The following is a 15,250-nucleotide window of genomic DNA, read 5'->3' as shown; positions in this document are numbered from 1 at the left end:
AATGCTTCACTTTAAATTAAAATAACCCATCTATACTTTTATAAGTACTGTTTTGAAACTGTAAAAAACCAATATGGTAAAGTGATGACGGATTACTTTTTACCTGTTTTTTATTTAAAACTTTGCCAACCATCAGCATATGATAGCCCATTTTTTTGTTGGTGATGATCTCTATTTCTTTATAGGAGCCAACAAAATCGGGCACCGGGAATCCGAAAAGCTCACTTTCCGTAGTTTTAAATGGTAAATGATCAGGTGTTGTGGGTGATCTGCTAGAATGTTTCCCCAAATCATAAACCGTATTTATATCAACATCATTGGTATTGCAAACCACTACTTTTTTGGCAGTAAGAATTTTATCAAGAGTAACATTGGTGGTTCTTAAACCTAATAGATACATTCCTTCTTCCTTTATATAGCCGTGAATATCCATTGGGAATATATTGCAGTAATCAGCATCTTTATAAGATACAATGATAATGCTTCGCGGATAGGAATACATGGCGCTTATAACCTTGCGACTGTAATAGGTATTGGCTTTTGAACGCAGAAAGTAAGTGAACAACACTAACCTGTGAAGGGTGCTTAGCTGGTAGTTTTTTACACGCCCGACCTTGTATAAAAATAATACACCATGGGGTGTGGCAATCTTTTCAATTAATGACACATCGATAGCCGCATTCAACTGGCTGCCTTTCATAAAATGGATTTGCGCTTGCTGGTTGCTGATTAAAGCTGCCTGCCCGGTGGTTAACCACGCTGCCATGCAGAACGGATCGAGGCAGATCATGCTGTTGGTCGAGGTGATATCCGCCTGGTGCATGCCATTTCTTAAATAAACTTTTTCCTCAATTTCGTTTGCGTGCAGCCTTGCTATTTTAAAGGTGCTTATTTTCTTATTGCCAAAAAAAAGTTTGTTTATAAAACCCATATTAAAAGGTATCTATATCTGCTGAAGTGAATTTAATCTTATCTATCTGTAAATCCCAATCCAAAACTTTAAATAATACCGGGAAGGAAGGGATTGAATTAAAGCGCATAGCGAATAGACTATGCAAAGTTGTACCGGGCGATGCATGAAAATGAATCTGCTTTATGCCGAGCTTATTGGCAAGCTTTTTTAATTCATACATCGTATCATCAAAATCATCAGGTAATACGGATATATCACCTATTAAAAGTACGTCGCTTATTTTTACCCACAAAATTGAAGCATTTATTTTTATGAATTTGGTATCGGTATAGGTTTTATATTTAAAGTAAAGCTCATCACGGTATACGCCACAGCAGTCATCTTTAAATACTGAATTATCAATTCTGTTTTCTTTAGCCAGGTACCTTTTTAAAATGCGTTTTTGATAACGACCATATAAAATTTTCAGGACAGAGAACCTATCCAGTACCCATTTCCATGAAAAGTTACCCGTATGGATAATAAAACAATCCATTGTATCTGTTATTTGCCAGCTCAATTTATTTACAGCGCCGGGCAATGAATTTTGATTAGGGAACCCAAAAAGCAGTTGGATATTTAAATCGCGGCATAGCTGAAAAGTAGTTAGCGAAAGTTCAACAAATAACCCTTTAATGCGATGATCCGGGTGTGTCATGGTATCTGCTGATTGTGCAGCAAGGATAATTTGATCACCGTACTTTATAAAGCAGGGAATAACCGCATAAAAAGCAATGGGCTGCCGCTGATTATTGTAGGCAATGAAGCCTGTATATTCAACGCCTGTAAATGCGGTGTTATACTTTTTTGTAAAAAAGCCGGGAGCCACCTGTTTGCCATAAACCGCAACATATAACCGTTCTATATCGGTTAAATTTTTAGCATTTAGCCGTTCTACAATGTATTGGACGTCTGGATGATTATTATTCATAACTACCGGTTATAGTTGCATACATTTGATTATTGACAGATATAAACGGATTTACCGTTAAGCGTTCGCGCATCGCATTATCATCGTGATCTTCGGCACTAACAAATTCTGTTGCAAGCAGCTTTTCATAGCCTGCCTTTTTAGCTGCTTCCATAACGGCATTGTTATATGACCCATACGGAAATGCAAAGCTGTTTACAGGCCTCTCAATAATATTTTCTAGATATTGCTTTGTAAGGGCCAGTTCTTCTGCTGTTTCACGGATGTTGATTTTTGCCAGGTCATTATGATAATAACCATGAGCGCCGATAGTTACGAAAGGGGAGGCGGAGAGCTCCCTGATCTGCCGGGTTGTCATTTGCAGCCAGTAATCTTCATCCTGTTTTTTAGTTTTAAATGGTGCTAAAGGGTAAAGCGCTTTCATCATCTCCACTTTTTTATCAAACCCGCTAAATCTTAATTTTTCGGCTAAACTTATGCCATTATCAGTTGAGAGATATTTGTTATAGCGATCTTTTATATAAGCCTCGCCTTTAAAATTGAATTTAGCCGGTCCATATTTACCGGCAATGCTTAAAAAGTCATTCCACAAAATATCATAGCCTGCTACTTGAATAGCGGTAATAAAAAATGTAGCAGGTATTTCATATTGTTCCAAAAGTGGCAATACATATTTATGGTTATTAGCAAAACCGTCATCAAATGTTAAACAGACATTGAACCTGGTATTGCTAAGTTTTTGTTGATAATAGTCATCCAGCGATAGTACATTGAAATGTTTTTTATAGAATTTAAGGTGCGATTCAAAGGTTTTCCTTGTAAGGAAAAGGGTATTGAATTTTAAATGATCATGCTCGCAAATGCCATGATATAACAAGATCCTGCTTCCCCTTGCTGATCTGTAGAAGTTTTTATAAAACCCTAATCCATGACATAGATCCCTAAACAGGTATTTGATTTTCCCGGCCAATTTTGAGCTTATTTTTTGAGATAGGGTCATAATGGTACAAGCTCATTTATATCTGCGGGGAAATTAACATCCGGCTGGTATGCCTTTATCATTTTTATCAATGCCGGCAGATCTCCTTTTACATACTTGCACGCGCCGGTTATAAAAACTTTACTGTAGTTGTCCAATTCAATAGGCTGTAATTGAGGCAACATGGCCTGGTCAAACAACCTAATCTCACCTTTATGAATTACCAGTAATATATCAGCAGGAGTAAGTGCAAAAAAGGCATCAAGGCCTTTCTTTCCGGCAGGTTGTTTTGCAACTACAAGGTCAGCATCCTTTCCCTCATTAATACTGCCTGTATTTAATTGCCAGGTATTTGCCGCATTTTGATTCATGGCTGCATATAACTCTTCGTCGGTAAGTAATTTGGTTTTTCTTGCCAATTTCAGGTGCTCCCAAATATCCCAGCTCCCGGTTAGTGTTGAATCTGTGCCGAATAATATTTTGGTATGCTTAGCAAGCTCATCCACCGGCGCTGTTTTATCCAGCAAAAAATAATTTGATTCAGGGCACCAAACCAGTGCCTCAAACTTTTCTGCCTGCATTGCCGACATGGATACGCCATGGACCCCTATAAGCTTCCTTTTTAATAGGTTATATTGGATCAGGTGATCGATTTCCCTAAATGACAGCCAGTCATCGCCCTCGCCAACATGAATATTTACCGGCAGGTCTCTCTTTAAGGGATTATTCAGCTTGATTTTCCAGTTCTTCTCAAAATGGACAGAATGCAAACATTGGCTTTCTTCAAACACTGTTATCAACTCGTTTTTCAACCCTGATTTTTCACCGTGATTAACCACTGTTGTAACACCGCAAAGCAGGTTTTTGTATATACCCCATTCAGCTCTTAACAGCCCCGGGATTTTCAGAACGGCGGCTATCTCATCTTTATAGGTTTTGTGGATATGCTTACCCCATTCGGTATAATTGTGATATTTCTTGTTGCCAAGTTGAGGGAAGAGGTTAAAATCCAAATGGTCATGAGAGTTTATAAGTCCCGGAAATGTAATGGCATCATCAAAAGTTAGCTGTAAGTGACCTGTTTTGTTTTTTGAAGATACCGGAGTAATATCCGCTATCTTTCCATTACAAACCCTGATGTTTACAGGTTCGTTATTGCCAATTATATTTATATTGCCAAGGATCATTTATCCCCTCCTGAAATGGATCCCGTAAATTATCGGGAAGCCTTTAAATTTATCGTATACATGCAGTGCATTTTGCGCCTGGTAATAATGCCTTACTTTTTCATCAACTTTCTTTTCAACTTCACTAACCACCCTAAAATTATTTTTCAAAAGTATTTCCCTTATCGCGTTGGTTGAATGCACAAAATTGCGCACAGCAATGTGGCCATTATTATGTTTGAAAGTTCGCTGACCGCCGGAAGCTAAAGCGTTGGGATGAAAATCGGTAATGATCAAATCCCCGGAAGTTTTTAAGATCCTGCTCCATGCTTGCAAAGCTTCCTCAATATTTTCAATATGGGCAACGGTAAGGGTGGAAAGGATGATGTCATAAGTATGATCAGCGATATCAGAAAACGCGTTATCTGTAATGGTATGGGTATTGGCTCCTTGAAATTTTTCTTTCAACTTCTGAAGCATTCCCTGCGAAACATCAAAACCGGTTAAGCCTGCAACATCTTCCTTTAAAATTTTAGGCCAGTGCCGACCGGTACCGCATCCTATATCGGCAATTTCTTTGTTTTGTATATCAATGGTGCCCAGTAATTCACCAAAAACCAGTTCATCCAGGTCAAGCATCAGGTTACCGGGCTGGGCATCGTAATTTTCGGCCCAAATGTCATAGGCTTCCACAACTCCCTGCTCTTTTATAATTGACGGGAAGATCTTTTTATGAATGTACCTTTTTAATGTTGCTATCAAAACAGGGTATAATTTAAATGTAAAACCAAAGGTTGTATACCTAAAGATTACGTATAATTATTTACGAGGGTTGCCCTATGCAATTTTATTTATTAAAGCAGGCAACCTTAGCTTTTAGCAGGGCGTAATTACTACAGAGTAATTGTTTAATTGGGGTTAAATTGGTTTTTGTGTGAACTGACGTCTCCGTTAAGGAAATACCGGCGGGATAACTACCGCCGGTATTACGGAGATCAGCCCTGTTGTCAAATATATTGTGAGAATATAACATGAGTAAGATACTACTGTTCAATCCCAAAAGCGCTATAAATAAATACAGGATCCCAAATTCTATTTTAAACATTGCCGCATCGGTTGATGGAAAATATGATTGGGTAATAGTTGATGGCAATTGCGAAGCCGATCCCATAAAAAAAATAGAATCGTATTTAAACACGGGTGAATTTAAGTACCTGGGGTTTACGGTTATGCCCGGCCCGCAATTACGGCAGGCAATTTTGGCTGCAAAGGCTATAAAAGAAAAATTTCCCTATACCAAAATGATCTGGGGTGGATATTTTCCGTCAAACCAGCCAAACTCGGTGCTTTATTCTGGTTATGTTGATTTTATTATTAATGGTCCCGGAGATCATGCTTTCCCAAATTTGATTGATGCTTTAGAGTATGATCAGCCGTTTGAGTTTATAAAAAACCTGATCTACAAAGCGCCTGATGGCAGTATCTCAAAAACGGCCAAAGAAGACCTGATAGACCAGGACTCGTTGCCGCCATTACCATACGATAAGCTGAATACTTTTTATCCTATCACCAAATTTTTAGGGAAAACATACCTGGGCCAAAAAACACTTGCCTATCATTCAAGCATAGGCTGCCCGTTCACCTGCTCATTCTGTGCGGTTGTGCCAATTTATGAGGCCCGGTGGAAAGGCAAATCGGCACAGGCTGTTTATAAAGATGTTAAATACATAAAAGATAAATGGGGCGCCGATGCTATTGAGTTTCATGATAACAATTTCTTTGTTTCAGAAAAACGTGCCGTTGAGTTTTCAAGGCTGATGAAAGATGAAAACATGACCTGGTGGGGAATGGCGCGGATAGATACCATGAGTAAGTTTAAGGATTCCTCATTAACTGCTATTCGTGAATCAGGCTGTAAGATCATCTTCTTTGGCGCGGAAAGCGGTAATAATGAGGTGCTGGCGCAAATGGATAAAGGTGGCACCCAAACCGGGAACCAGATCATTGAATTTGCTGAACGGCTTAAAAAGTTCGATATCATCCCTGAATACTCGTTTGTGCTGGGCACACCGGCGCCAACCCAGGAAAAGGTGCAGGCCCAGATTGATTTCGAGATTGATTTTATAAAAAAGGTTAAGCATGTAAACCCGCGCACGGAGATCATTATTTATACCTATAGCCCCGTACCTACAGAAGGCTCTGAGATGTATAAACAGGTATTGGCCAGCGGTTTCAGGTTCCCGCAAACGCTGGAAGACTGGATCAGCCCGGCATGGGAAAGTTTTGACCTTCGGAAAAACCCGCTTACACCATGGCTAACTCCCGAGATGATAGACAAGATCAGGAACTTTGAGACAGTGCTGAACGGGGTGTATCCTACGGTTACCGATATCCGCCTTAACCTGATCAAGAGAAAGGCGATCCAACTGGTAGCGGGGCTCCGCTATAAGGTAAACCTTTACAAATATCCGTACGAGATAAAGCTGTTGCAAAAAGTTTGGAGATACCGCCAGCCGGAAATTCAGGGATTTTAATTGAAGCACCGTGAACATAACTGAATTAAAGAAGGAGAGTAAGCAAGAGGAAGCCGAAGGTTCAGGTTTTGGTGATCTTTATATTGATGTGAGATATAAAGAGAAACGTGTTTTGTCAGACGGGCAGGTTATGTTTTTACCTGATATTGAAGCCAATCACGTCCATTTTAAAGAATGGCAGAGCAGGAGGCGGTCGGCTCAAAGACTGATCGATTATCTTAACGGAAAAAACAAACCGCTTAATATTTTAGAAATAGGCTGCGGGAATGGCTGGCTTTCTTCAAAACTTTTAACTGTTAAAAATTCAAATGTAACCGGGCTTGATATTAATGAGCCGGAAATAATGCAGGCTAAAAGGGTTTTTCAAAAGGATAATCTTGAGTTTATCTGCGGAGGTTTTGAACCTAAAATGTTTAAGGATCAAAAGTTTGATATTATCCTGTTCGCTGCATCTGTTCAATATTTTTCGTCTGTTAAAAACATACTGGAAAGTGCGTTTTTATGCCTGAATAAAAATGGAGAGATCCATATAATGGACACCAATTTTTATAAGCCAAATGAAGTTGCAAATGCGGCAAAACGGACGGAAGAATATTATGAAATGTTAGGTTATCCTGAAATGGCAGCTCATTATTTTCATCATTCAATAAATGACCTGCAGCCGTTCAATTATAAAATATTATTTAATCCGAAACGCCTGATCAATAAGATCACTAAAAAGGATCCTTTTTATTGGGTCGTAGTAAAACACTAAATTATATGGTAGGGCAATCCTTATATCGTTCATATAACAGGTATCGTACTTTAAAAACAAGTATCATATCTGCATTGCCTATAGTTATATTGATGCCGCACAGCGCTTGCAATTGCCGTTGTGTAATGTGCGATATCTGGAAGGATAACAAAAACCTGAAACAGCTAACAGAGCAAGATCTGACCGCTTTGCTGGGAGCCTTAAAAAAATTCGGAACGCAGCAGGTGTTAATGTCCGGAGGGGAGGCGCTGCTTAATGTCAATTTCTTTAGGTTGTGCGAGATACTGAAACAGCATAAAATTAAGGTCACCCTGCTTACAACCGGGCTTACCATTAAAAAGAATGCCCGCCAGATCTTAGAATTGGTTGATGACCTGATAGTTTCTTTAGATGGTGATGAAGCCCTGCACGATGCTATCCGCAATATTCCCAACGCTTTCAGTAAACTAAAGGAAGGAGTGGAGTACATCAAATCAATCAATCCAAACTACAGGATAACAGCCCGCACAGTGATCCATCGCCTTAATTTCAGGAACTGGGATGCTATAATTAATGAATCAAAATTGATGGGGATTGACCAGGTGAGCTTTTTGCCTGCGGATGTAAGCAGCCATGCCTTTAACCGGCAAATGGCCTGGGAAGAGCCGAAGCAAGATGAGATCTTAATATCAGAACGCGAGCTGCCCGAATTGCAGGAGGTGATAACCCGGATAACCAATAACGAGGATAACTTTAAAACAAGGTTTATTGCCGAATCAAAGGAAAAGATCCGGGACATTTATCAGTATTATGCCGCGTTTTATGGATTGAATCCCTTTCCGTTTAAAAAGTGCAACGCTCCCTGGGTATCAACCGTAATTGAAGCAGACGGCAATGTACGGCCATGCTTTTTTCATGATGTGATAGGGAATATCAGGGATTCATCGCTGGAAAATATTCTGAATAGTGAAAGTGCCATAAACTTCAGGAGAAATTTGGACATGAGTAAAAATGCAGCCTGCGTAAAATGCGTATGCTCGTTAAATCTTTCGCCTTTTACAAAACTTGCATAGTATGAAAAGTATCTTGTTTTCACATTCTTACTTTTTACGCTTTGACCCTAAGCAATGGGCTTTGGGGCAGCCATATCCGCCATTAGGTACCATATATGCAGCAGCATTGATGCGCGAAAATGATTACGCGGTTTCGCTTTTTGATACCATGTTTGTTAGTGATCCCGTAGAAGTTACAGTTGCATTAACAGAAAGCAAGCCTGATTTTTTTGTGATTTATGATGATGGCTTTAATTACCTCACCAAAATGTGTCTTACTAACATGCGCGAGGCGGCTTTCAGCATGTGTAAGATAGCTAAAGCTGAAGGGTGCACGGTAATTGTTTCAAGCTCCGACTCAACCGACCGTTATGAAAGCTATTTAAATGAAGGCGCTGATTTTGTAATAATAGGAGAGGCCGAGCATACTTTATTGGAATTAACTAACCATATTGAAAACGGCCTTAGTGATTATGATACAATACAAGGACTGGCCTACATTAAAGATGGAAAAGTTACTAAAACTCCGGGACGCCCGGTTTTGAAAGACTTGGACAGCCTGCCATTACCAGCCTGGGATTTGATTAATATAGATACATACCGGCAAACATGGCTGAAACATGCCGGGTATTTCTCGCTTAACATGAGCACTACCCGTGGCTGCCCGTTTAAATGTAACTGGTGTGCCAAGCCAATTTATGGTAACCGCTATAATTCCCGCAGCACGGAAAATGTTGTTGCTGAGATTAAGCTGCTTAAAGAACGCTACCAAATGGATCACATTTGGTTTTGCGATGATATTTTCGGGTTAAAACCCGGTTGGGTTAAAGCGTTAGCATTGCTGTTGCATGAGGAAAATATTAAGATCAGGTTTAAGATCCAATCACGGGCTGATCTGCTTGCAGATGAAGGTACGGTAAAAGCACTTGCAGACTCAGGCTGCGAAAACGTATGGATTGGCGCTGAAAGCGGCTCGCAGAAGATCCTGGATGCCATGGATAAAGGCATTATGGTTGAACAGATCCGCGAAGCTACCCACCTGATGAAAGAGCATGGTATAAAGCCATCCTTTTTTATTCAGTTTGGTTACCCCGGCGAGCTGAAGGAGGATATCCGGCTCACCATCAATATGATTAATGAGCTTTTGCCTTTTGAAATAGGTATTTCGGTATCGTATCCATTGCCCGGCACTTCATTTTATGAAAAAGTAAAAGCCGATCTGAAGAAAAAAACAAACTGGACAGATTCTGATGAAATGGCCCTGATGTTCACTAACACGTTTCCGCCATCGTATTATAAGCAACTGCATAAATACGTACATCAAAACTATCATAAACACCTGGCGAAAAACAGCCTGGTTAAACTGATCAATAACCCGCTGAGCGTCAATATTAAAAACATCAGGAAAGCGGCATCTGTTTTATACTACGCACCCGCTACGCTTATTGAAGGGATAAAGCTAAGAAAGCTGGAGGAAGCGTAATGGAAACCATGCAGGCAAATATTAATGAACAGCAGGCAGAATCGGCTTTTACCACACAATCCGTAATCTTCGATGAGTTATACGCTGGCAATACCATTATTAAATATAAACGGGAACGGGTTCGCAATCATGTTTTACAACTTTTATCACCGGGCAACTCTATCCTCGAATTAAACAGCGGTACCGGCGAAGATGCTTTGTTTTTTGCACAAAAAGGCTTCAAGGTACATGCTACAGATCTATCGGTAGGAATGCAAAATGAACTAAAAAGGAAAGTTGCGCTGGCCGGTATGGAAGATCAGGTAAGTACTGAAATATGTTCCTATACGCAACTCGGTCAGCTAAAAAATAAAGGGCCTTATGATCAGATTTTTTCCAACTTTGCAGGCCTTAATTGTACAAATGAATTGGATAAAGTACTAACATCTTTCAATGATCTGCTAAAACCAGGCGGAATAGTAACTCTTGTTATTTTACCGAAATTTTGCCTGTGGGAAACTCTGTTGATATTTAAAGGCAAATTCCGTACAGCATTCAGAAGGTTCTTTAGCAGCGATGGGAGCAAAGCCCATATTGAAGGTGTTTACTTTAAATGCTGGTATTACAATCCTTCATTTATCATAGATCAGCTAAAAGATCAGTTTTGTCTGTTGGGAATTGAAGGACTGTGTACCATTGTACCGCCATCATACATCGGAGGCTTCGCAGAAAAGCATCCTTCGGTTTACCGGTTTTTGAAAAATAAGGAGGATCAGTTAAAAGGTTCCTGGCCGTGGAAATTCATCGGCGATTATTATATTATCTCGCTAAAAAGGAAATAATCCTGTAGAGACGCGATGCTTCGCGTCTGCAGTAGGACAGGTTACCTCAATACAAGTTCGCAATGCATATTTTTAGACGCGAAGCATCGCGTCTCTACAATACCCCGTTTTTTAATGTGCCAGGCTATCTTCATAGGCACGCAAAATCCTGTCAACCCTAAACTGATATCTTGCCAATAGCTTGCTTTGAAAATTCCTGGGATCGGGCTTTGCATAATGTTTGCCGGTATCCATACCCATAATTATTCCATGACTGTTCAGCTTTTTTTGCTGTGTTTTTTTTAGCCATCTGCCACCGGTAATTTTCATCAGCATATTATCAATGGTATTGCCTGCCCGGTTGTTAAATAGCCATTCTAAAAAGCTCTTGAAAAATCCACCCTTAACAGGCTTTGCCGAAGCTATCCGCATGTTTTTATTTGGAAGATATTCCATGGTCCAGGCATTTGCAGTATAAAACCGTTCAAACACGGTGTCACCCTGCAAGGGTATCAATGTGCCTATTTCAATTGCAGTGTAAAGGTTTTTTTCTGTTATTTCCAGTTGCTGCTCATCAATATAATAGTTCATGCAAAACAAGTGCTCTTTATTAACCAAAAAAGTTAATTTTTTAAAGCAATGCATAATGGTGCGGGCTATCCACAGCTTATTTTTGGCAGTAATAATAAAAAGATCAACATCTGAGTTTTCATCTGCAAAGTTTTTCGATAATGAGCCTGATATAGCTATTCCGCGTACGTAGGGAAAACGGATTAAAAGGTTACCTACCTTTTCGGCTATTTTAATTAATTCAGCGGCTTTTTTATTCCCTTCGTTTCTCCGTACAACTAGCAGGTGATCGTTTTTTAAGGTATAAAACCTATCAAACTGGTGAATCATACCTCCTTCGAGCAGGCATTTCAATGCATCATCAAAAACTCCATACTCCTGTTTGTTTTTAAGAAAAAGATAAATCTCTCCTCTTAATAAAGGATAATCAAACATGTCAAAATAAGCCAGGGTCTCTAATATGTTTTCTTTAATCACTGACAAGTTTTTACTGATTAACGGGTATGAATAATTTTGCATTTACTTGTATATTGAAAGTAGCTTTATAATAATGACGGAGCAATTAACTGTTTGGTTGCCAATGTTATTAAATATTTATCCCGGTTTTATTGGTGCATAATTTATAGTCGTGCGTTCATTCGAAAAAATAAAAAACGGGAAGAAAAACACATAGAAAATGATCCCTTTATCAACATCCAGGAAATTCTCGGAAAGTGAAACCGTTGCAATAACTGCCATAAACGCCATAAACAGCAGGTCTTTTTGTTGAAAGGCGATCCGGAAACCAAAAACTAAAGTGGCTATATAAACAAGCAGGCCTACAATTCCTGATTTTAAAAGAAAGCTCAAATATTGATTATGTGAATTAAGATTGTTTAAAAACGAATTATATAATTTGTTATTGAAAAAGCTCTCATGTAACAAACCAATTTCCGAACCTGTTCCATAACCTGTTAACGGCCTTTTCGCTATCAACTTAACAACAACATTCCACCTGGTAAGGCGGGAATCTAAAACTTCATTAACTTTTGCCGGCGACAGATCAGTTGTTAACTCGGTAATGTACCGTTCCCTGAAGGTGCCTGACAATGAAACACCGGCCATCAACAAAACAGATAGTGATGCGGTAACCAAAATGAATTTACGGCGCCTTGCGCCCCGCAATAAAAAATAAGGGATGGCAATATTTACAATAAGAAGCAGCGTAATACAAACCGATTTTGAACTAAGCTGAATAAGCCCCGCAGTAAGTATCATGCAGCACGTTAAATAAAAAATCCTATTATAAAACGCCTTCTCCTTTATTAAAACCGATAAAAGGTAAACCAGCGATAATGCTACCTGCATAGCAAAAAATGTGGCATGCATATTAATCGGTTCTGAAAAGTTATGATTGGCAAAAAACTTGGAAAACAGTACATAAAATGGCAAATGGTAATGCCGGATCGTAACAAATGCGTCAACGTACAGGTAAATAATAGCTAGGGTACAAACCAGGGCAAACGATAGTAATAGTTGCGGCCTGTATTTTTTTATATCGAGCGGATTAAGACAGAATAATATGGGGATCAGGAAAATGATACTCCGCCGGCCTAATTCTGTAAAAGCCTGGTTGGTGTTTGTGGTATAAACAATACAGATCAGCGTTACAAAAAATACGGATTGTAAAGCCAGTGTTCGCAAAGTGAAGATTGGCTTAACTGTTTTTTTGTTGAGATGGATCAGGGTATGTATGGCAAAGCTTATTAAAATAAGGTGACTATAAAACATGTCAAACGGCAATGATGCCATTAACAGCATTAGGTGATAATAACTTATTTTATTAGTAAGGCTATCCTCAATCCTAAACAATTCGCTCATAGTTTGAATTATTATGGCATTCTATAATAAACTGCTCATATTGGTCAATTATCTTTTCCCAGTTAAACTGGTATTTAATTTTGTATACATTATTGCTAACCATTGTTTTTTCAGTTTCTTTTCTTTGAACCGTTTCAACAATATTCCGTACCTCTTTTGAATTTGAAAAGTAAAAGGCATCTGAATGCAGCACCGATTTATTGAAAGGGTTATTATGTGCGGCGATCAAAGCTTCACTGGCCATTGCCTCTAATAAAGATGGGTTAGTACCGCCAACGCTATGCCCATGAAAATACAGGTACGAGTTGTTTTGCAATGCGCGTACCTTGCCGGTATCAAAAATTGACCCTTTAAATTCAATGCGCTCATCGTTTTTAAATTTATGGGTAATGAACTTGCCAAACCGGTTGCTGGTATCGCCCAAAACTTTGAATTTACGGTGCGAGCTGCTGTTATTAAAACCTTCCAGTATGGTCTCAATATTGTTTTCGGGCTCCATGCGGGCCATCAGCAAAAAGTAATCTTCCTTCAGGGCTTCCCCATTGTCCACTTGTTCACGCTCCGCTTCCGAAAACAGATCAGCCCCATAAGGAATATATTTACTGTTGATGTTGTATTTTTCGCCCAGGTATGATTTAATAACCAGGGAATCGGAGACATAGAACTGGCTGTATTTTACAGCAAGCTTTTCGGCATATTTTAAAAACTGCTGTACCCTTGGAGAGTACTTTGAACGTTTCCACTCCAGCCCGTCCATATTGGTAATAATGGTGCTTTTTGCCGGATACAGCTTACCCCAAACCGAGCTGCTGGTGTAGCCCATTATTAAAATAGCATCAAATTTTCTTTTGCGGGCATCCAGCAAACAGTTTAAGTCATAAATAAATTGCCCGGCGGTACCAATCAGGTATTCAGGATCATAACAATGCCTGATCTCCACCCCGTTCCAATTATCCGCTTTATAGGGGTGATTATGCGAATTGTAAACTGTAACCGAATGCCCCCTTTTTACCAGGCCTTCTGAAACATACTCCGAGATATGCTCAAACCCCCCGTAATAATTCGGAATTCCCCGGGTGCCTAATATTGCTATTCTTAATTTCATGCTATAGCTGCTAATTGATATGCTTTTAATGTTTGTACTGCGGCCTGTTTCCAGGTGTAATTTTTTAATATTCTATCCAGTAAGTTCTCGTTGAATGGCGCTGTACTTGCTTCCTCAACTGCCGCCAGTAAACTTTCAGGCTTTGACGGATCACAGTAAACGGCATCATCGCCAAAATAATCCCTTGTATCACCTTTATCAGTTATTACTATGTTGCAGTGCATAACGGTTGCCTCGATAGAACTTAAACCTGTAGTTTCAAACCAACTGGGTAAAATGTGTACTTTGGCTCGCTGATAATATTCCAGTAATTCCTGTTGCGGGATCCTGTCGAGGAAGGTAATGTTGGTTGCTGCGATACTGCGGCATTGCTGGTAATAATCATCCTGGTTAGGTGCAGGGGCGCCAATAATTACCAGCTTAAACCGGGTATTATTTAAAGCTTTTATAAGGTTGAGGTGATTTTTACGTCCCTCTATCCTTGCTACACAGATCACCAGGCTTTCGTCCTTCTTTAAAGTTGTGTTAAAAGGAAACTTATCCGGGTTGATACCATTTGGGATGATCATATGGGTAACCTTGCAAGGATAGCTTTCCTGTACCCGCCTGTATTCCGATTCGGAGTTAGGCAGCACCATGTCTGCCCTTTTCAGGATCTCAATAATGCTTTTGCGCTGCCCTTTCCATAGGTAATCAATGCTCGAAAGATGATCTTTACCCAAAATCCAACGGGCAACGGTTTTTAAGTATTCTACACCATCTGCGGGCAGGTGGGTAAATATTGCGCCCAGGCCGGCACGGTTATATTTATAGTATTCGCCGTAGGTGCATAAAATGGTTGAAATAACAAAAGGCTTTTTGGCCATTTTGCTATGGTAAAGAATATCGGCCGGGCGAATCAGGTTGAAAAAATGCAGCAGGTCATACTCTTCGTAGGGTATCACTTCTTTTGACAGCAATATATCAACTTCAATACCCATATTGGTTAGCTGCCGGGCTGTTTGCACAACCTGCACAGTATCGCCACCGGGTACCGTATATAATGTTGATCTTGCTATAAATGCTACCTTCATCTTCATTTTTGG

14 protein-coding genes are annotated in these 15,250 nt (G+C 39.6%); 5 read left to right on the top strand and 9 right to left on the bottom strand.

The genetic code is table 11. From position 1 onward, the window contains the following. Positions 1 to 16: 16 nt before the first annotated feature. Genes BUE31_RS24970 through BUE31_RS24950 form a run of 5 tightly spaced genes read right to left on the bottom strand, consistent with a single transcriptional unit; the run spans position 17 to position 4,790 of the window. Positions 17 to 931: a hypothetical protein gene (locus BUE31_RS24970; protein WP_073406593.1), complete on the bottom strand. Its 915-nt coding sequence runs from the start codon at positions 929 to 931 to the stop codon at positions 17 to 19. Position 932: 1 nt separating this feature from the next. Then, positions 933 to 1,883 carry a GNAT family protein gene (locus tag BUE31_RS24965; RefSeq protein ID WP_073406592.1) on the bottom strand — a complete coding sequence of 317 codons (951 nt, stop codon included), beginning with the start codon at positions 1,881 to 1,883 and terminating at the stop codon, positions 933 to 935. Beyond that, positions 1,876 to 2,883 (bottom strand): polysaccharide deacetylase family protein, encoded by a 1,008-nt coding sequence (locus tag BUE31_RS24960; protein ID WP_073406591.1) that lies wholly within the window; start codon positions 2,881 to 2,883, stop codon positions 1,876 to 1,878. The genes BUE31_RS24965 and BUE31_RS24960 overlap by 8 nt, the downstream gene beginning before the upstream one ends. Next, positions 2,880 to 4,049 (bottom strand): amidohydrolase family protein, encoded by a 1,170-nt coding sequence (locus BUE31_RS24955; RefSeq protein ID WP_073406590.1) that lies wholly within the window; start codon positions 4,047 to 4,049, stop codon positions 2,880 to 2,882. Before BUE31_RS24955 ends, BUE31_RS24960 begins: the two co-directional genes overlap by 4 nt. Next, entirely contained in the window at positions 4,050 to 4,790 is a 741-nt protein-coding gene (locus BUE31_RS24950) for a class I SAM-dependent methyltransferase (RefSeq protein WP_073406589.1), read from the bottom strand. A gap of 269 nt (positions 4,791 to 5,059) precedes the next feature. Between BUE31_RS24950 and BUE31_RS24945 the strand changes: the two genes are divergently transcribed. Genes BUE31_RS24945 through BUE31_RS24925 form a run of 5 tightly spaced genes read left to right on the top strand, consistent with a single transcriptional unit; the run spans position 5,060 to position 10,651 of the window. Beyond that, a complete protein-coding gene (locus tag BUE31_RS24945; RefSeq protein WP_073406588.1) occupies positions 5,060 to 6,562 on the top strand; it encodes a B12-binding domain-containing radical SAM protein in 1,503 nt (500 codons plus the stop codon). Between the two features lie 10 nt (positions 6,563 to 6,572). Beyond that, positions 6,573 to 7,316 (top strand): class I SAM-dependent methyltransferase, encoded by a 744-nt coding sequence (locus BUE31_RS24940; protein WP_073406587.1) that lies wholly within the window; start codon positions 6,573 to 6,575, stop codon positions 7,314 to 7,316. A 5-nt stretch (positions 7,317 to 7,321) separates the two neighbouring features. Continuing rightward, positions 7,322 to 8,368, top strand: coding sequence for a radical SAM protein (locus BUE31_RS24935; RefSeq protein WP_083620302.1), 1,047 nt, complete (start codon positions 7,322 to 7,324; stop codon positions 8,366 to 8,368). Between the two features lies 1 nt (position 8,369). Continuing rightward, entirely contained in the window at positions 8,370 to 9,830 is a 1,461-nt protein-coding gene (locus BUE31_RS24930; protein ID WP_073406586.1) for a B12-binding domain-containing radical SAM protein, read from the top strand. Next, the gene (locus BUE31_RS24925; RefSeq protein WP_073406585.1) at positions 9,830 to 10,651 is read left to right on the top strand and encodes an SAM-dependent methyltransferase; all 822 of its coding nucleotides are present in this window, start codon (positions 9,830 to 9,832) and stop codon (positions 10,649 to 10,651) included. The genes BUE31_RS24930 and BUE31_RS24925 overlap by 1 nt, the downstream gene beginning before the upstream one ends. Before the next feature lie 111 nt (positions 10,652 to 10,762). On the opposite strand, the gene BUE31_RS24920 is transcribed toward BUE31_RS24925, so the two are convergent. From BUE31_RS24920 to BUE31_RS24905, 4 genes are all read right to left on the bottom strand, one after another. After that, on the bottom strand, positions 10,763 to 11,677 hold the full coding sequence (locus BUE31_RS24920; protein WP_234997909.1) for a nucleotidyltransferase domain-containing protein: 915 nt from the start codon (positions 11,675 to 11,677) through the stop codon (positions 10,763 to 10,765). Between the two features lie 117 nt (positions 11,678 to 11,794). Beyond that, the gene (locus BUE31_RS24915) at positions 11,795 to 13,060 is read right to left on the bottom strand and encodes an O-antigen ligase family protein (protein ID WP_073406583.1); all 1,266 of its coding nucleotides are present in this window, start codon (positions 13,058 to 13,060) and stop codon (positions 11,795 to 11,797) included. Beyond that, positions 13,044 to 14,165 carry a DUF1972 domain-containing protein gene (locus BUE31_RS24910; protein WP_073406582.1) on the bottom strand — a complete coding sequence of 374 codons (1,122 nt, stop codon included), beginning with the start codon at positions 14,163 to 14,165 and terminating at the stop codon, positions 13,044 to 13,046. The genes BUE31_RS24915 and BUE31_RS24910 overlap by 17 nt, the downstream gene beginning before the upstream one ends. After that, entirely contained in the window at positions 14,162 to 15,244 is a 1,083-nt protein-coding gene (locus BUE31_RS24905) for a glycosyltransferase family 4 protein (RefSeq protein WP_083620300.1), read from the bottom strand. Before BUE31_RS24905 ends, BUE31_RS24910 begins: the two co-directional genes overlap by 4 nt. Between the last annotated feature and the right edge of the window lie 6 nt (positions 15,245 to 15,250).

Origin of the sequence: Mucilaginibacter sp. OK098, from assembly GCF_900142915.1 — a bacterium.
GTDB lineage: Bacteria > Bacteroidota > Bacteroidia > Sphingobacteriales > Sphingobacteriaceae > Mucilaginibacter.
This window is presented reverse-complemented; position numbering and strand designations above follow the sequence as displayed.

Coding starts and splice junctions, on each gene's coding strand:
- BUE31_RS24970 (WP_073406593.1), bottom strand. CDS start 931: ATGGGTTTTATAAACAAACTTTTTTTTGGCAATAAGAAAATAAGCACC.
- BUE31_RS24965 (WP_073406592.1), bottom strand. CDS start 1,883: ATGAATAATAATCATCCAGACGTCCAATACATTGTAGAACGGCTAAAT.
- BUE31_RS24960 (WP_073406591.1), bottom strand. CDS start 2,883: ATGACCCTATCTCAAAAAATAAGCTCAAAATTGGCCGGGAAAATCAAA.
- BUE31_RS24955 (WP_073406590.1), bottom strand. CDS start 4,049: ATGATCCTTGGCAATATAAATATAATTGGCAATAACGAACCTGTAAAC.
- BUE31_RS24945 (WP_073406588.1), top strand. CDS start 5,060: ATGAGTAAGATACTACTGTTCAATCCCAAAAGCGCTATAAATAAATAC.
- BUE31_RS24935 (WP_083620302.1), top strand. CDS start 7,322: ATGGTAGGGCAATCCTTATATCGTTCATATAACAGGTATCGTACTTTA.
- BUE31_RS24930 (WP_073406586.1), top strand. CDS start 8,370: ATGAAAAGTATCTTGTTTTCACATTCTTACTTTTTACGCTTTGACCCT.
- BUE31_RS24925 (WP_073406585.1), top strand. CDS start 9,830: ATGGAAACCATGCAGGCAAATATTAATGAACAGCAGGCAGAATCGGCT.
- BUE31_RS24915 (WP_073406583.1), bottom strand. CDS start 13,060: ATGAGCGAATTGTTTAGGATTGAGGATAGCCTTACTAATAAAATAAGT.
- BUE31_RS24910 (WP_073406582.1), bottom strand. CDS start 14,165: ATGAAATTAAGAATAGCAATATTAGGCACCCGGGGAATTCCGAATTAT.
- BUE31_RS24905 (WP_083620300.1), bottom strand. CDS start 15,244: ATGAAGATGAAGGTAGCATTTATAGCAAGATCAACATTATATACGGTA.